At 67.0% G+C, this 13,731-nt stretch carries 16 protein-coding genes; 11 read left to right on the forward strand and 5 right to left on the reverse strand.

Translation table 11 applies throughout. The features are described from left to right. Nucleotides 1–35 precede the first annotated feature (35 nt). Genes M0L44_RS17205 through glf form a run of 3 tightly spaced genes read right to left on the reverse strand, consistent with a single transcriptional unit; the run spans nucleotide 36 to nucleotide 2,837 of the window. Nucleotides 36–929 carry a DUF707 domain-containing protein gene (locus tag M0L44_RS17205; protein WP_252771045.1) on the reverse strand — a complete coding sequence of 298 codons (894 nt, stop codon included), beginning with the start codon at nucleotides 927–929 and terminating at the stop codon, nucleotides 36–38. Next, entirely contained in the window at nucleotides 922–1,695 is a 774-nt protein-coding gene (locus M0L44_RS17210; RefSeq protein ID WP_252771046.1) for a glycosyltransferase family 2 protein, read from the reverse strand. Before M0L44_RS17210 ends, M0L44_RS17205 begins: the two co-directional genes overlap by 8 nt. Further along, on the reverse strand, nucleotides 1,692–2,837 hold the full coding sequence (gene glf / locus M0L44_RS17215) for a UDP-galactopyranose mutase (protein ID WP_252771047.1): 1,146 nt from the start codon (nucleotides 2,835–2,837) through the stop codon (nucleotides 1,692–1,694). Before glf ends, M0L44_RS17210 begins: the two co-directional genes overlap by 4 nt. A 315-nt stretch (nucleotides 2,838–3,152) precedes the next feature. Here glf and flhD point away from each other — a divergent pair, with 315 nt between their 5' ends. The 8 genes from flhD (at nucleotide 3,153) to M0L44_RS17255 (ending at nucleotide 8,520) form a co-directional block, all read left to right on the forward strand. Beyond that, on the forward strand, nucleotides 3,153–3,476 hold the full coding sequence (flhD, locus tag M0L44_RS17220) for a flagellar transcriptional regulator FlhD (RefSeq protein WP_252771048.1): 324 nt from the start codon (nucleotides 3,153–3,155) through the stop codon (nucleotides 3,474–3,476). Between the two features lie 48 nt (nucleotides 3,477–3,524). Continuing rightward, nucleotides 3,525–4,103 (forward strand): flagellar transcriptional regulator FlhC, encoded by a 579-nt coding sequence (gene flhC / locus M0L44_RS17225; RefSeq protein ID WP_252771049.1) that lies wholly within the window; start codon nucleotides 3,525–3,527, stop codon nucleotides 4,101–4,103. A 262-nt stretch (nucleotides 4,104–4,365) separates the two neighbouring features. Further along, on the forward strand, nucleotides 4,366–5,223 hold the full coding sequence (gene motA, locus M0L44_RS17230; protein WP_252771050.1) for a flagellar motor stator protein MotA: 858 nt from the start codon (nucleotides 4,366–4,368) through the stop codon (nucleotides 5,221–5,223). Nucleotides 5,224–5,237: 14 nt separating this feature from the next. Continuing rightward, entirely contained in the window at nucleotides 5,238–6,185 is a 948-nt protein-coding gene (gene motB / locus M0L44_RS17235) for a flagellar motor protein MotB (RefSeq protein WP_252771051.1), read from the forward strand. A gap of 26 nt (nucleotides 6,186–6,211) precedes the next feature. Further along, the gene (cheY, locus tag M0L44_RS17240) at nucleotides 6,212–6,610 is read left to right on the forward strand and encodes a chemotaxis response regulator CheY (protein WP_151125249.1); all 399 of its coding nucleotides are present in this window, start codon (nucleotides 6,212–6,214) and stop codon (nucleotides 6,608–6,610) included. Between the two features lie 33 nt (nucleotides 6,611–6,643). Continuing rightward, nucleotides 6,644–7,276, forward strand: a complete 633-nt coding sequence (locus tag M0L44_RS17245) for a protein phosphatase CheZ (RefSeq protein WP_252771052.1) — start codon at nucleotides 6,644–6,646, stop codon at nucleotides 7,274–7,276. A gap of 61 nt (nucleotides 7,277–7,337) precedes the next feature. Further along, on the forward strand, nucleotides 7,338–7,712 hold the full coding sequence (locus tag M0L44_RS17250; protein ID WP_252771053.1) for a hypothetical protein: 375 nt from the start codon (nucleotides 7,338–7,340) through the stop codon (nucleotides 7,710–7,712). A gap of 88 nt (nucleotides 7,713–7,800) precedes the next feature. Next, entirely contained in the window at nucleotides 7,801–8,520 is a 720-nt protein-coding gene (locus M0L44_RS17255; protein ID WP_354004141.1) for a class I SAM-dependent methyltransferase, read from the forward strand. Between the two features lie 111 nt (nucleotides 8,521–8,631). Here the strand turns inward: M0L44_RS17255 and M0L44_RS17260 are convergent, their stop codons facing one another. Beyond that, entirely contained in the window at nucleotides 8,632–9,270 is a 639-nt protein-coding gene (locus M0L44_RS17260) for a response regulator (protein WP_252771055.1), read from the reverse strand. Further along, the gene (locus M0L44_RS17265) at nucleotides 9,267–10,433 is read right to left on the reverse strand and encodes a hybrid sensor histidine kinase/response regulator (protein ID WP_252771056.1); all 1,167 of its coding nucleotides are present in this window, start codon (nucleotides 10,431–10,433) and stop codon (nucleotides 9,267–9,269) included. Before M0L44_RS17265 ends, M0L44_RS17260 begins: the two co-directional genes overlap by 4 nt. A gap of 243 nt (nucleotides 10,434–10,676) precedes the next feature. Here M0L44_RS17265 and M0L44_RS17270 point away from each other — a divergent pair, with 243 nt between their 5' ends. Genes M0L44_RS17270 through M0L44_RS17280 form a run of 3 tightly spaced genes read left to right on the forward strand, consistent with a single transcriptional unit; the run spans nucleotide 10,677 to nucleotide 13,706 of the window. Further along, complete coding sequence (locus M0L44_RS17270) at nucleotides 10,677–11,105, forward strand: hypothetical protein (protein ID WP_252771057.1); 429 nt, start codon at nucleotides 10,677–10,679, stop codon at nucleotides 11,103–11,105. A 54-nt stretch (nucleotides 11,106–11,159) separates the two neighbouring features. Beyond that, the gene (locus tag M0L44_RS17275) at nucleotides 11,160–11,522 is read left to right on the forward strand and encodes a response regulator (RefSeq protein WP_225864091.1); all 363 of its coding nucleotides are present in this window, start codon (nucleotides 11,160–11,162) and stop codon (nucleotides 11,520–11,522) included. Nucleotides 11,523–11,579: 57 nt separating this feature from the next. Then, complete coding sequence (locus M0L44_RS17280; protein WP_252771058.1) at nucleotides 11,580–13,706, forward strand: chemotaxis protein CheA; 2,127 nt, start codon at nucleotides 11,580–11,582, stop codon at nucleotides 13,704–13,706. Nucleotides 13,707–13,731: the final 25 nt, after the last annotated feature.

Raw genomic sequence — 13,731 nt, forward strand, 5'->3', positions numbered from 1 at the left:
GCTGCCGGAGCCTCCTGGTCCCGGCGGTCCGTTGATCAGGCGGCCGAACGCGCCTGCAGGGCCCCCACCGCCGCGCGCAGCGTCGGGCAGTGGCGCACATGACCGGCGATGACGCCGCCCTCTTCCTGCAACTCGGGCTTGAGCCAGCGGCGCTGGCCGTCCAGCACGGCGCTGAGCAGCGGCAGGGCCTGGTCGGGGTCGTCCATGCTCATCTCGGTGCCGTCCACCGTGACGGCGGACCAGCACAGGTGGGCGATGTCGTCGAGCTCGTACTTGCGGCGCAGGGCCGCCAGCTCCTGGTGGGGCGATTTGCCCATGGCCTTGAGCTTTTCGTAGTTGGGGCCGCCCACCGGGCGGGTGTGGCGGATCTGGATGGCGTCGAGCACGCCGATGTCGCGCCGCGGCCGGTCCACGAACATGGGCCACAGGTAGTCCAGACCCCAGCCACTGTCGTTCTCGGTCAGCGTGGGCAGCACGCGCTCCAGCAACTCGCGGGTGAGCACGGGTGCCATGACCTCGACGAAGTTGGTGCGGCGCAGCACGAAGCGCGGGTTGTGCACGGTGCCGGCGTGGCTGATGTAGCTGTCGTGGCTGAGCGAGGGCTGGCACAGCGCCAGCTCGTGGTATTCGGCCAGCATGAACAGGCGGTCGATGGCCTCGGGCGTGCAGGCCAGGTCGTCATCGGGCAGCCAGATGCGCTCATAACGCTGCCAGTCGATCTGACCCGAGGTCAGCAGGGCGTGCAGGCCCAGCCACTTGGGGCCCTTGCCGTCGATGCGCAGCACGTCCGGGCGCTGGTGCATGGCCGGGTCGTCGCCGAAGTAGCTGACCACCATGTCCCAGCTGCGCTCGCGACCCACGGGGCCCAGCCAGTCGGCGTGCAGCGACTTGTCGCCACCGCGCAGGATCACCAGGTTTCGCTTAAGCATGGACAGTCTCCGGGGCAGTGGCGGCGCGGGGCACGGGCGGGCTCATGCCCGACAGGCGCTGGGTGAGTTGCTTCTCGCGGGGCGAGAGGCCCGCGTACCAGCGGGGCAGCTCGGCCAGCGGCTTGGGTTCCTTGGCGTAGGCCGGCGGGGTTTCGCCCACGGCCCGGAACAGGTGGGCCCAGGTGCACAGGTAGTGCACGCTGCGCTCTTCGGTGCAGACGGTGCGCAGGCCTTCCTCGCGCAGCGAGGCCAGGTACACCCGGTCGCCATAGATGTGCATCGGCTGGGGCATCAGGGTCCAGCGCGCCAGGGTGTGGAAGGCGCCGCGCAGCAGGAAGTAGCAGTTGGTGTCCACGTGCGAGCCATTGCAGTCCTCGCGGATGCGCAGCGGCAGGATGCTGCCGTCGTCGCGCACCATGTGGCGCTTGGTGGTCACGTAGTCCACCTCGTGCTGCTGGGCCAGGCGCAGGCAGGACAGCACATGGTGGCGGCCATACCAGTTGTCGGCGTCCAGGAAGCAGATGGCGTCGAAGCCCTCATTGGCGGCCATCAACCCGCCCAGGGCACGGGGGGTGTCGCCGTAGTCGGCATGGGGCCGGTCCAGGCGCAGGTGGCGCACCGGGCGCTCGTCGATCCAGTCCTGCGGGTGGCCGTCGGCCACCACGATGTGGGTGCAAGGATGGGACTGGGCTGCCACGCTGTCGAGGCAGCGCTCCAGCCAGGCCCTGGATTCCTTGTAGTACGGGGTGATCACGGCGACCTTCATGGCGCGCTCCAATCTTGATCGTCGGAGGTGGAAGGGGCACTGGGCGCGGGATAGAGGCCCGCCAGCCGCTCCGCCAGCGACAGCGCGGCAGCCACGACCTGGTCCATGTTGTAGTAGCGGTACTGGGCCAGGCGGCCGATGAAGTGCACGTCGGGTTCGACCTCGGCCAGGGCCTCGTAGCGCTTGAAGAGCGCCTCGTTGTCCGGCCGGGGGATCGGGTAGTAGGGGTCGCCGTCGGCGCAGGGGTACTCGCGCACGACCGAGGTGCCGGGGTGCGCCTGCCCGGTCAGGTGCTTGAACTCGGTGATGCGGGTGTAGGCATGCTGGTTCGGGAAGTTCACCGTGCCCACGGTTTGCACCTGGGCGGTGGCCGGCAGATGCTCGTGCTCGAAACGCAGCGAACGGTAGGGCAGCGGGCCGAAGCGGTGGCCGAAGTAGGCATCGATCGGCCCGGTGTAGACGGTGAAGCGGCGTGGCGCCGTGTCGCGCAGGGCCTCGAAATCGATCCCGAGCTCGACCCGGATCCGCGGGTGGTCGAGCATGCGCTCGAACATCCGGGTGTAGCCGTCCTGCGGCATGGCCTGGAAGCGGTCGGTGAAGTAGCGGTCGTCGTCGTTGCTGCGGGTGGGGATGCGCGCAGCCACACCGGCCGAGAGTTCCGACAGATCCAGCCCCCACTGCTTGCGGGTGTAGCCGCGGAAGAACTTGTCGCACAGGTCCCGACCGACCGAGTTCAACACCACGTCCTCGGAGGTCTTGAGCGGCTCGCGGGGCTCCCGCACCTTCTCGAGGAAGGCGGTCACACCGGCCTCGTCCAGGTCCAGGCCGTAGAGCCGGTTGATCGTGGTGCGGTTGATGGGGATGGGCAGCAGTTGTCCGTCCACCTGGGCCAGCACCCGGTGCTCGTAGTCGCGCCAGGCGGTGAAGCGCGAAAGCCAGGTGAAGACCTTCTCGCTGTTGGTGTGGAAGATGTGCGGCCCGTACTGGTGGATCAGCACCCCGGCGGCGTCGGGCAGATCAAAGGCGTTGCCTGCCAGGTGGGGACGGCGGTCGATCACCCGCACGGGATGGCCGGCATCGGCCAGGCAGCGTGCGGTGGTGGCCCCGGCAAAACCGGCGCCCACGATCAGGACTTCCTCCATCGACCACTCTCCTTTGCAGATGTCAGGGTCGCGGGTCAGTCGGTGACAGCCCGCCCGGACAGTCTAGGAAGGGTGGCCGTGACAAATCCCGCAAAAAGCATGGTGAACAGGGGGCAGACCCCGTCAGACAACCCCGGGACCACCCGCCTTTGCGTGCAGGAAATGATAGGCCGTGTAGGAATTTGTCTGACAAGGGGGACGGAAAAACCGGGACTCCAGTTCTGGAAGTGACCCGATGTTGCCGTCCAGTTCGTGTCCTTACAGTTCATTCCAACGCGAAACAAACGCGCAACACAACCCACCAGGAGCCGCAACATGGAAACGACCCAGATCCTCGCCGAAATTCGCGAAGCCAACCTGTCCTACATGATGCTGGCGCAAAGCCTGATCCGCGCCGACCGCGAACAAGCCCTGTTCCGCCTGGGCATCTCCGAAGAGACCGCCAACCTGATCAACGCCCTGACCCCGGCCCAGATGATGAAGATCGCCACCAGCAACACGCTGCTGTGCCGCTTCCGCATGGACGACGACCTGGTCTGGGGCCTGCTGACCAACCACGGCAAGTCTTCGGCCAACGACAGCGTCAGCCGCCTGCACGCCTCCATCCTGATGGCCGGCCGCCACCAGGAAGCCGCCTGATCCCAGGCCGCACCCCATACCGATAAAGACCAGGACGGAGAACACACCATGGCCCGCACCAAGAGCATCCTCACCGAAGCCAGGCAGATCGAACGTGCCGTCACCCTGATCCACCTGGGCGCCCGCCTGCAGGTGCTGGAGTCGGAGACCGATCTGTCGTACGAGCGCCTGCTGCGCCTGTACAAGGAAGTGTCGGGCAAGAGCCCGTCCAAGGGCCAGCTGCCGTTCTCCACCGACTGGTTCATGACCTGGCAGCCCAACATCCACGCCAGCCTGTTCCTGAACATCCACGAATACCTGAACAAGACCTCCGAAATGGAGGACATCGACGCGGTGATCAAGGCCTACCAGCTGTACCTGGAGCAGACCGCTGCCCAGGGCCTGGAGCCCCTGCTGTCGGTGACCCGCGCCTGGCGCCTGGTCAAGTTCGTGGACAACGGCATGCTGACCATGACCAAGTGCACCCACTGTGGTGGTCACTATGTCACCCACCCGCACGAGATCGCACGCCATTACGTGTGCGGCCTGTGCAACCCGCCGGCCCGCGCCGGCAAGGGCCGCCAGGCCGGCGCCCTGCAGATGCCCAGCGCTGCCGAGCGCGACGCCTGCACGGTCGACGCCCACTGATTCCCCACGGATCCCTCCGCGTCTGGCTCAAGTTCGCCCGGCTTCGGGCGATAACAAGTCAGAAGCAGTTTTCATGCAGCTTCCTCCTCCTGGCACAGCAGTCGTGTGCCTTGCGGCGGGCCCCTAGGGGCCCGCTTTTTTCTTGGTCGCGCAGCACCCCGCTTTTCCGGCTTTCCAAAAACCTCAAGGCGGCGATGCTCTCTCCGATATGAGGTGAAAGGCGCGCACAAGCGCCGCTCACACCAACCCGGACCGCCACACCATGTTCGTCATCGTCGGCTGGCTTTTAGCACTTGCATGCGTCTTCGGCGTGTTCATCGCGCACGGCGGGAACATCGAGGTGATCCTGCACGCCCTGCCCTTCGAGATGATCACCATCTTCGGGGCGGCCCTGGGCGCCTTCCTGGCCACCAACCAGATGAAGGTGATCAAGTCCACCCTGAAGGGTCTGGGCGCCTGCTTCAAGGGCAGCAAGTACTCCAAGGCCCGCGCCATGGAGCTTCTGGCCCTGCTCTACGAGATCCTGCAGAAGGCCCGCAAGGAGGGCCTGATGTCCATTGAAAAGGACGTCGAGGATCCGCACAGCTCGCCGCTGTTCCAGAAATTCCCCATCGTGGGCGGCGACCACCACGTGACCGAGTTCATCACCGACTACCTGCGGATGATGGTCTCGGGCAACCTGAACGCCCACGAGATCGAGTCCCTGATGGACACCGAACTCGAGACCCACCATCACGAGGCCTATGCCCCGGTGGCCGCCCTGGCCCGACTGGCCGGCGCCCTGCCCGCCTTCGGTATCGTGGCCGCGGTGCTGGGCGTGGTGAACACCATGGGCTCGGTGGGCCAGCCCCCGGCGGTGCTGGGCGGCATGATCGGTTCGGCCCTGGTCGGCACCTTCCTGGGCATCTTCCTGGCTTACGGCTTTGCCGAGCCGCTGGCCGGCCTGCTGGAACAGAAGATCGACGAGGACGGCAAGGAGCTGCAGTGCATCAAGACCACACTGCTGGCCTCCATGCAGGGCTACGCCCCGCAGACCGCCATCGAATTCGGTCGCAAGGTGCTGTACTCGACCGAGCGCCCCACCTTCGGTGAGCTGGAAAGCCACGTGAAGAAGAAGTAAGCCAAGGACAGGCCATGGCCGGCGACGCGAAAAAGCTCCAGCCCATCATCGTCAAGCGGATCAAGAAGGGCGGCCACGGTGCCCACGGTGGCGCCTGGAAGATCGCGTACGCCGACTTCGTGACGGCGATGATGGCCTTCTTCCTGCTGATGTGGCTGCTGGGCTCCACCACCGAGGGGGACCGCAAGGGCCTGCAGGACTACTTCAACTCCCCGTTGAAGGTGGCCATGGGCGGCGGCTCCGGCTCGGGCGACTCCTCCTCCATCATCAAGGGCGGGGGCGAAGACCTCACCCGCACGGCCGGCCAGGTCAAGCGCGGCGCGGTGGAAGCTCCCAAGCGCACCTTCAATCTGCAGGCCCTCAAGGCCGAGCAGGCCCGGGCCGAAGCGGCCAAGCTGATGGAACTGCAGAACAACCTGCAGGAGCGCATTGCCGCCAGCGAGAAGTTCAAGGCCCTGAGCTCCCAGCTCAAGCTGGACATGACCCGTGACGGATTGCGCATCCAGATCGTCGACGCCCAGAACCGGCCCATGTTCGACTCCGGCAGCGCGGTGGTCAAACCGTACATGCGCGATCTGCTCCGGTCCATTGGCGAGGTGCTGGCCGGCGTGCCCAACCTGCTGACGCTGGAGGGACACACCGACGCCACCCCCTTCTCCGGCAATGGGCTGGGGTACAGCAACTGGGAGCTCTCCGCGGACCGGGCCAATGCCTCCCGGCGCGAGCTGATCGCCGGTGGCCTGGGCGAAAACCGCATCCTGCGGGTGCAGGGGCTGGCCTCCAGCCAGCTGTTCAACCCCAAGGACCCACATGACCCGTCCAACCGCCGCATCTCGATCATCGTGATGAACCGCGAGGCCGAGGACCGCGTCTTCAAGACCGCCCCCGAGCCGGACAACGCTGCTTCCGATTCCGCCACCGAGGACACAAAGGCCTCAACTCCGTCGCCAATCGACCGATAAGCTCTCAAGACCGCAAGAGGACTGACATGAGCAACCCCACCGATCTCAAATTCCTTGTCGTTGACGACTTCTCCACGATGCGACGCATCGTGCGAGGCCTGCTCAAGGAAATGGGCTGCAACAACGTCGAAGAGGCCGAGGATGGCCAGGTCGCCCTGAGCATGCTCAAGGGCACCAAGTTCGACTTCGTGGTCAGCGACATCAACATGCCGAACATGAACGGCTTCGACCTGCTCAAGGCCATCAAGGCCGACGACAGCCTCAAGCACCTGCCGGTGCTGATGGTCACGGCCGAGGCCCGCAAGGAAGACATCGTGCTGGCAGCCCAGAGCGGCGCGGCCGGCTACATCGTCAAGCCCTTCACCAAGGCCACGCTGGAAGAAAAAGTCCAGAAGATCATGCAGAAGCTGGCGGCCACCGCCTGATCCCCTGCTCCACAGCCTACGAGGGAGACTGTCATGAAAATGGAAGATCTGGCGAGCCTGACACCCACCGAGCCGTTGACGGTGTCGCCTGAAGTGTTTCAGCAACTGGGCAGCATCACCCGCCTGCTGCACGACACCATGCAACAACTGGGTGTGATGCCCAAGCTGCAGCACGCCGCCGATGGCCTGCCCGATGCGCGCAGCCGCCTGCACTACATCGCCACCAAGACGGCCGACGCCGCCAACAAGGTGCTGAATTCGGTGGACCAGGCCAAGGCTGAGCACGCCCACATCATCGAATCCACCCGCGCCCTGGCCCAGACCCTGGTGACCGATCCGGTGCGCGCGGTCGCCTCCGGCGCGGTGCTGAACTTCGTCAAGGAGGTCGAAGACTCGACCTCCCGCATCGATGACCACCTCACCGACATCATGATGGCCCAGGACTTCCACGACCTGACCGGCCAGGTGGTGGCCAAGGTGGTGACGCTGGCCAACGACCTGGAAGACAGCCTGATCAAGCTGCTGGTGCAGGTGGTGCCGCCCGAACAGCGCGACAAGGTCGAAGGCAACGTGCTGCATGGCCCGGTGGTCAACCCCGAAGGCCGCACCGATGTGGTGACCAACCAGGGCGAGGTGGACGACCTCCTCGCCAGCCTGGGCTTCTGACCGGCAACACGGGCCCCAGGGTCCGTGTGCTTCGACATTCCGATCACCGCCGAGGTGCCCGATGACGGAGTCTCTTTCGATTCAAGCCCCCCCCGAGGCGCTGCCCCCCGAACTCTGCTGGCTCGCCCCGGACCGGCCGCCCCGGCCCGCCGAAGCCCTGGAGCGCATCCGGCAGCTGTGCGAACTGGCCGGTGCCGATCTGCACCGCGCCATGCTGCTGGTGCTGGCCACGCACCAGGCAGTGCCCCGCGAGATCCTGGCCTCGGCCCTCAAGCAGTTCCGCCGCGATCTGGACGCCCTGACCCGCGAGGATGTCACCGGCCTGCTCAATGCGCTGTGGAACGGCGGCCATCAGGGCTTCCAGTCGGTGCTGCGCACCCGCAAGGGCGGCGAGCGCAAGCCGGCCAACCTCGGCTGGCTCAAGACCGACGACTGAGCCCGACACCGTTCGGGCCTGGGAATGCGGGGCGAACACCCCGCTGCTCCGCTGCTGCGCCGCCGGGCCCCGGGTCACAATGGCCCGCATGGTCTGGCCCCTTCCCGCCCTTCTGACCTGGTTGACCGCCTGGGCGCTGCTGCTGGCACTGCGCGCTGTCGGCCTGCCGCCCGCCATCGCCTTCGTGCTGGTGACGCTGGCCACCGCCTGGCCGGCCTGGCGCCTGAGCCACCGCTGGCGCCGCCTGATCGTGCTGGCCGGCTTTCCCCTGTCCTTTCTCGCCCTGGTGCAAGGCGGCCTGCCGGCCTGGGCCTGGCTGGCCCCGCTGGCCTTGCTGCTGCTGCTCTACCCGCTGCGCAGCTGGCGCGATGCACCGCTGTTTCCCACCCCGGCCCGGGCGCTGGACGGCCTGGCCACCGCCGCCCCGCTGCCCGCGGGCGCGCGGGTGCTGGAGGCGGGCTGCGGCCTGGGCCACGGCCTGCGCGCCCTGCACCGGGCCTATCCCGAGGTTCAACTGACCGGCCTGGAATGGAGTGCGCCACTGGCCGGACTGTGCCGGCTGCGCTGCCGCTTTGCCCAGGTGCGCCGCGGCGACATCTGGACCGAGGACTGGTCCGGCTACCAGATGGTCTACCTGTTCCAGCGGCCGGAGAGCATGCCCCGCGCGGTGGCCAAGGCCCGGCGTGAGCTGAAGCCCGGGGCCTGGCTGGTCAGCCTGGAGTTCGAGGCCACCGAACTCAGCCCCGTGGCGCGACTGGAGACGGTGGCCGGCAAGCCGGTGTGGCTTTACCGCGCGCCATGGGCCTGAGCCCCAGCCATCCTTCGGCGCAGAGAGGGCGTGGCCGGCGCCGGGCCGCTCCCAAGCGGCCACGCACCCTCTCGGAGGGTGGCACGGGTCTCCCCGTGCCGGGTGCCCACATCACTCACCGACGAGACCGTTGCGGATGGCGTAGACGGTGAGTTCGGAGTTGTTGGCCAGGGCCAGCTTCTCGAGCACCCGGGCGCGGTAGACACTGACCGTCTTGGGCGAGAGCGTGAGCTCGGTGGCGATGTCCGACAGGCGCTTGCCGCTGGCGATCATCACCAGGGTCTGCAGTTCGCGGTCGGAGAGCTTCTCGTGCGGCGCCTCGGTCTCCTGGTCCTTGCCGATGTTCTCGGCCAGCAGCTGGGCGATTTCGGGGGTGATGTACTTGCGCCCCTGCGAGACGGTGCGCACCGCCTGCACCAGCACCGCCGGGTCGCCGCCCTTGTTCACATAGCCATGGGCGCCGGCCTTCAGGGCCCGCAGGGCGTACTGGTCCTCGGGGTACATGCTGACCACCAGCACCTTGACCGGGTTGCCCTCGTCCTTGAGCACATGCAGCACGTCCAGGCCGCTGCGGCCGGGCATGTTGATGTCCAGCACCAGCACGTCGCAGCTGTGCTGGCGCATCAGCGTGCGCAACTCGCCATAGTCGCCGGCCTCGCCGACGACCTCGATGTCGGTGGCGTCGGCCAGCGTGTCACGGATGCCGCGCCGGATCAGGGCGTGGTCGTCGCAGATGATCACACGGGTCATGGTTCTCCCCAGGTGGACGGGTCATGTGCAGCATCACCCAGCGGATCCGAGTCGGATCCGTCCTCCTCCTGCACCGCAGCACCCTCGTCCAGAGGAATCGAGAGTATCAGCGTCGTCCCGGCCCGGCTACTGGACAGGTCCACCCAGCCCCCCACCGTGGAGGCCCGCTCATGCAGGCCCCGGATGCCGAAGCTGCGGGCCTTGGCCAGGTCCTCGTCGGTCAGGCCCTTGCCGTTGTCGCTCACCTCCAGCGACAGCACCCCCGCCGCCAGCGACAGGTCGATGCTGACCCGGGTGGCCTGGGCGTGCTTGTTGATGTTGGTCAAGGCCTCCTGCGCAGCCCGGTAGGCCACCAGGGGCACGCCGGCCGGCAGCGTCACCTGGTTGTCCAGGTTGGTGCGGAACACGCAGGCCACCCCGGTGCGCCGCTCGAAGCGGTTGGCCACCCACTGCAGCGCCGCCACCAGCCCCTGCTCCAGGATGGCCGGACGCAGGTTGTGCATGATGCGCTGGCTGGCCTCCAGGGCGTGGGTCACGGTTTCCATCGCGCTGTCGATGCGCTGGCGCAACTCCGGGCTGACGCCGGGTTGGCGGGCCATCCAGGCCAGGTCGAACTTCACCGCGCTCAGGGAGCCGCCCACATCGTCGTGGATCTCGCGGGCGATCGCCGCGCGCTCCATCTCGACACTGGTCTGCAGATGCTGGGCCAGCTCGGACACCCGCTGGCGGGATTCGGCCAGTTCCCGGTCGGCGCGCTGCCGGGCCTTGAGGGCCTCGTAGGCATCGATGGCATGCTCGGCCGCGGGGGCCAGCCGGGCCATGTTGCCCTTCAGAAGATAGTCGCTGGCGCCGTCACGCATGGCCTGCACGGCCACGTCCTCACCGATCTCGCCGGAGACCAGGATGAAGGGCACCGGCACGCCCAGCTCGCGCACGATCTCCAGGGCCTTCAGGCCGGAGAAGCCCGGCACGTTGAAGTCCGACAGGATCAGGTCCCAGGACTGGGTCAGGGCCTCGCGGAACTCGCGCTCGGTGTCGACCCGCACGGCCTGCACGCGCAACCCTCCGCGCCCCAGATAGGCCAGCGCCAGCTCATGGTCGAGCTCGGAATCCTCCAGATGGAGCACCCGCAAAACGCGGCGAGGGGGTTCTTCGGCAGCCATGAAGCGAAGTATCTCCCAGGGCGCAAGACCCCGAAGCAGCCCTAGGACCAGAAATACGCCCGGAAACAGGGCGTGATTCGTTCAATAAATGGTGGGTTCGTGCCGAAAAATCATCTGCAACTCCCCGGCAGGTTCGCGGAGGTGGCTGGCTTGCCAGTCGCCCCCTGCCGTTGGGACACACAACACGAGTGTCTTGGAGCCACGATGCCAATGACGGATTCCCAAGCTGCTGCCTCTGGCGGCATGCCTCTGCCCCTGCTGGCGGCGGCCGATCTGCAGGACCACCTGATGGTGGCCAGCAACGATCTGGAACGGCTCCAGCGCCTGCTGGACGACGCCAGTGAGACGCTGTCCTCGCATTTCTATGCCGCCAGCTCGCAGCTCAACGAGACCTTGCGGCTGTTGTCCACACTGCCGGACATCGATCACGGCCTGCTGCATACCGCGATGCAGGATCTGGCCGGTGCGATCACGTCCCTGCAGTTCCACGACATGGCCACCCAGCTGATCGCGCACACCCAGAAGCGCCTGCGCAGCTGTGCCGACCGAATTGCCCGTGATGCCATGGGCGATGACGACGAGGACGGTTCGACCATCGTCGAGGACGGCCCCGGCCGCCCCAACCCCGTGACGCAGGACGAGATGGATGCAGGTTCCATCGAACTCTTCTGACATCCACCTCGCACCCAGACCTCCCCATTCAGAACAGCCCCCCGGAGAACTGCCATGCACTCGATCCTCGCCGTTGACGATTCCCCCTCCATGCGCCAAATGGTGGCCTTCACCCTGAAAAACGCCGGCTTCAACGTGGTTGAAGCCGTGGACGGCCAGGACGCCTGGGAGAAAGCCAACCAGCGCGACTTCAATCTGGTGCTGACCGACCAGAACATGCCCCGCATGGACGGCATCAGCCTGACCAAGAAGCTGCGTGAGAACCCGAAATTCAAGGCCACGCCGATCCTGATCCTGACGACCGAGTCCAGCGACCAGATGAAGCAGGCGGGCCGCGCCGCCGGTGCCACCGGCTGGCTGGTCAAGCCCTTCGATCCGGCCAAGCTGATCGAAGTGATTGGCAAAGTGATCCGCTGACCAGCCGGTCCGCCCCCCTGCGCCAAGAAGTACGACACGAACGAGGAACTTGCACCCATGGCCGACACCACCCATGACCACGGCACCAGCGATGGCATTGACCTGACCCAGTTCTACCAGGTCTTCTTCGAAGAGGCTGGAGAGAACCTGGAAGCCATGGAGCAAAAACTCCTGGAGCTGGACCTGAGCGCTGCCGACGACGAAGAGCTCAACGCCATCTTCCGTTGCGCCCACTCGGTCAAGGGCGGGGCAGCCACCTTCGGCTTCTCCGACGTGGCCGAACTGACCCACCAGATGGAGACGCTGCTGGACAAGCTGCGCCGCCACGAGCTGCAACCCACCTCGCAGATGGTGGACGTGCTGCTGGAAGCCGGTGACGCCCTCAAGGCCTTGCTGGCCCGCCACCAGGGTTCCGGCGCCGATGCGCCCGACACCTCCGCACTGGTGGCCCACATCCGTGCCATGGCCGAAGGCGGCTCCGCTCCGGCCCCTGCGGCAGCCCCGACGCCGGTGGCCCCCGCCCCCGCGCCAGTGGCGGCGGCTGCCGCCGTGCCTGGCGGTGCGCGCGCCATCGAGCTGCGCGTCGGTCCGCTGGAGCACCCGGAACAGGCCGACAGCCTGGCCGAGTTGTTCAAGGAAATCACCAACCTGGGCACGATCGAACCGCTGGACGCCGGCCATGCCGCCGATGGCATCCGCCGCTTCCGCATCGTGACCACGACCAGCGACAACGATCTGCTGGACCTGTTCACCTTCCACGTGGCCCGCGAAGTCATGCAGCTGCTGCCGATGGGTCCGGGCTACGGCTTCCATGAGGGGGCCCCGGGGGCACCCGAACGGTCGGCCCAGCCCGAGGAGCAGGGCTACGGCTTCTTCGACGACGCGCCGGGGGCACCGGGTGCCCCTGCCGCCGACGGCGCCGCCGCGCCTGCCGCCCCGGTCGCCGCCGCACCGGTCGCGCCCGTGCCGGCTGCCGCCGCGCCCAAGGCCGCCCCCAAGGCGGAGGCCAAGGGCGGCATGGACTCCACCACGCTGCGCGTCTCGGTCGAAAAGGTCGACCAGCTGATCAACCTGGTGGGCGAGCTCGTCATCACCCAGGCCATGCTGGCCCAGAACAGCCACAACGTGGACGCTGCGCTGAACCAGCAGTTGCTGTCCGGCCTGGCCGACCTGGAACGCAACACCCGCGACCTGCAGGAAGCGGTGATGTCGATCCGGATGATTCCGATGTCCATGGTCTTCAACCGCTTCCCCCGCATGCTGCGCGATCTGGCCGGCAAGCTGGGCAAGAAGGTCGAGCTGGTCACCCAGGGCGAAGCCACCGAACTGGACAAGGGCCTGGTCGAGAAGATCACCGATCCGCTCACCCACCTGGTGCGCAACAGTTGCGACCACGGCATCGAACTGCCGGCCGACCGGGTGGCCAAGGGCAAGCCCGAGCACGGCACGGTCACGCTGGTGGCCTCCCACCAGGGCGGCTCCATCGTGATCGAGGTGCGCGACGATGGCCGCGGCATGAACCGCCAGAAGCTGCTGAGCAAGGCCCGCGAGCGCGGCATCGACGCGCCCGACACCATGACCGACCAGGAGGTCTACGGCCTGATCTTCGCGCCGGGCTTCTCCACCGCCGAGCAGGTGACCGACGTGTCCGGCCGCGGCGTGGGCATGGACGTGGTCAAGAAGAACATCACCGCCCTGGGTGGCACGGTGGAGATCGACTCCGCCGAGGGCTACGGGATGAGCGTCAAGGTGCGCCTGCCGCTGACCCTGGCCATCATGGACGGCATGAGCATCGGGGTGGGCGACGAGTGCTACATCCTGCCGCTGTCCTCGGTGGTCGAGTCCTTCCAGATCGCCCCGAACATGATCAAGACCATCGGCAACTCCGGCCGCGTGGTCGAGGTGCGCGACGAGTTCATGCCGGTCATCGACCTGGAGCGTGTCTTCGAGGTGCCCCGCTTCGACTTCGAAAAGTCTTCCAACATCATGGTGGTCGTGGAAGCCGAAGGCGGCCGCGTGGCCCTGCTGGTGGACGAGCTGCTGGGCCAGCAACAGGTCGTCGTGAAGAACCTGGAAGCCAACTACCGCAAGGTGCCGGATGTGTCTGGCGCCACCATCATGGGCGATGGTCGCGTGGCCCTGATCCTGGACATCGGCTCCCTGGTGCGCCGCTCGCGTCACTGAGCTCGGATTGCACAAAATTCAAAGG

Origin of the sequence: Ideonella oryzae (genome assembly GCF_024055665.1) — a bacterium.
GTDB lineage: Bacteria > Pseudomonadota > Gammaproteobacteria > Burkholderiales > Burkholderiaceae_C > Ideonella > Ideonella oryzae.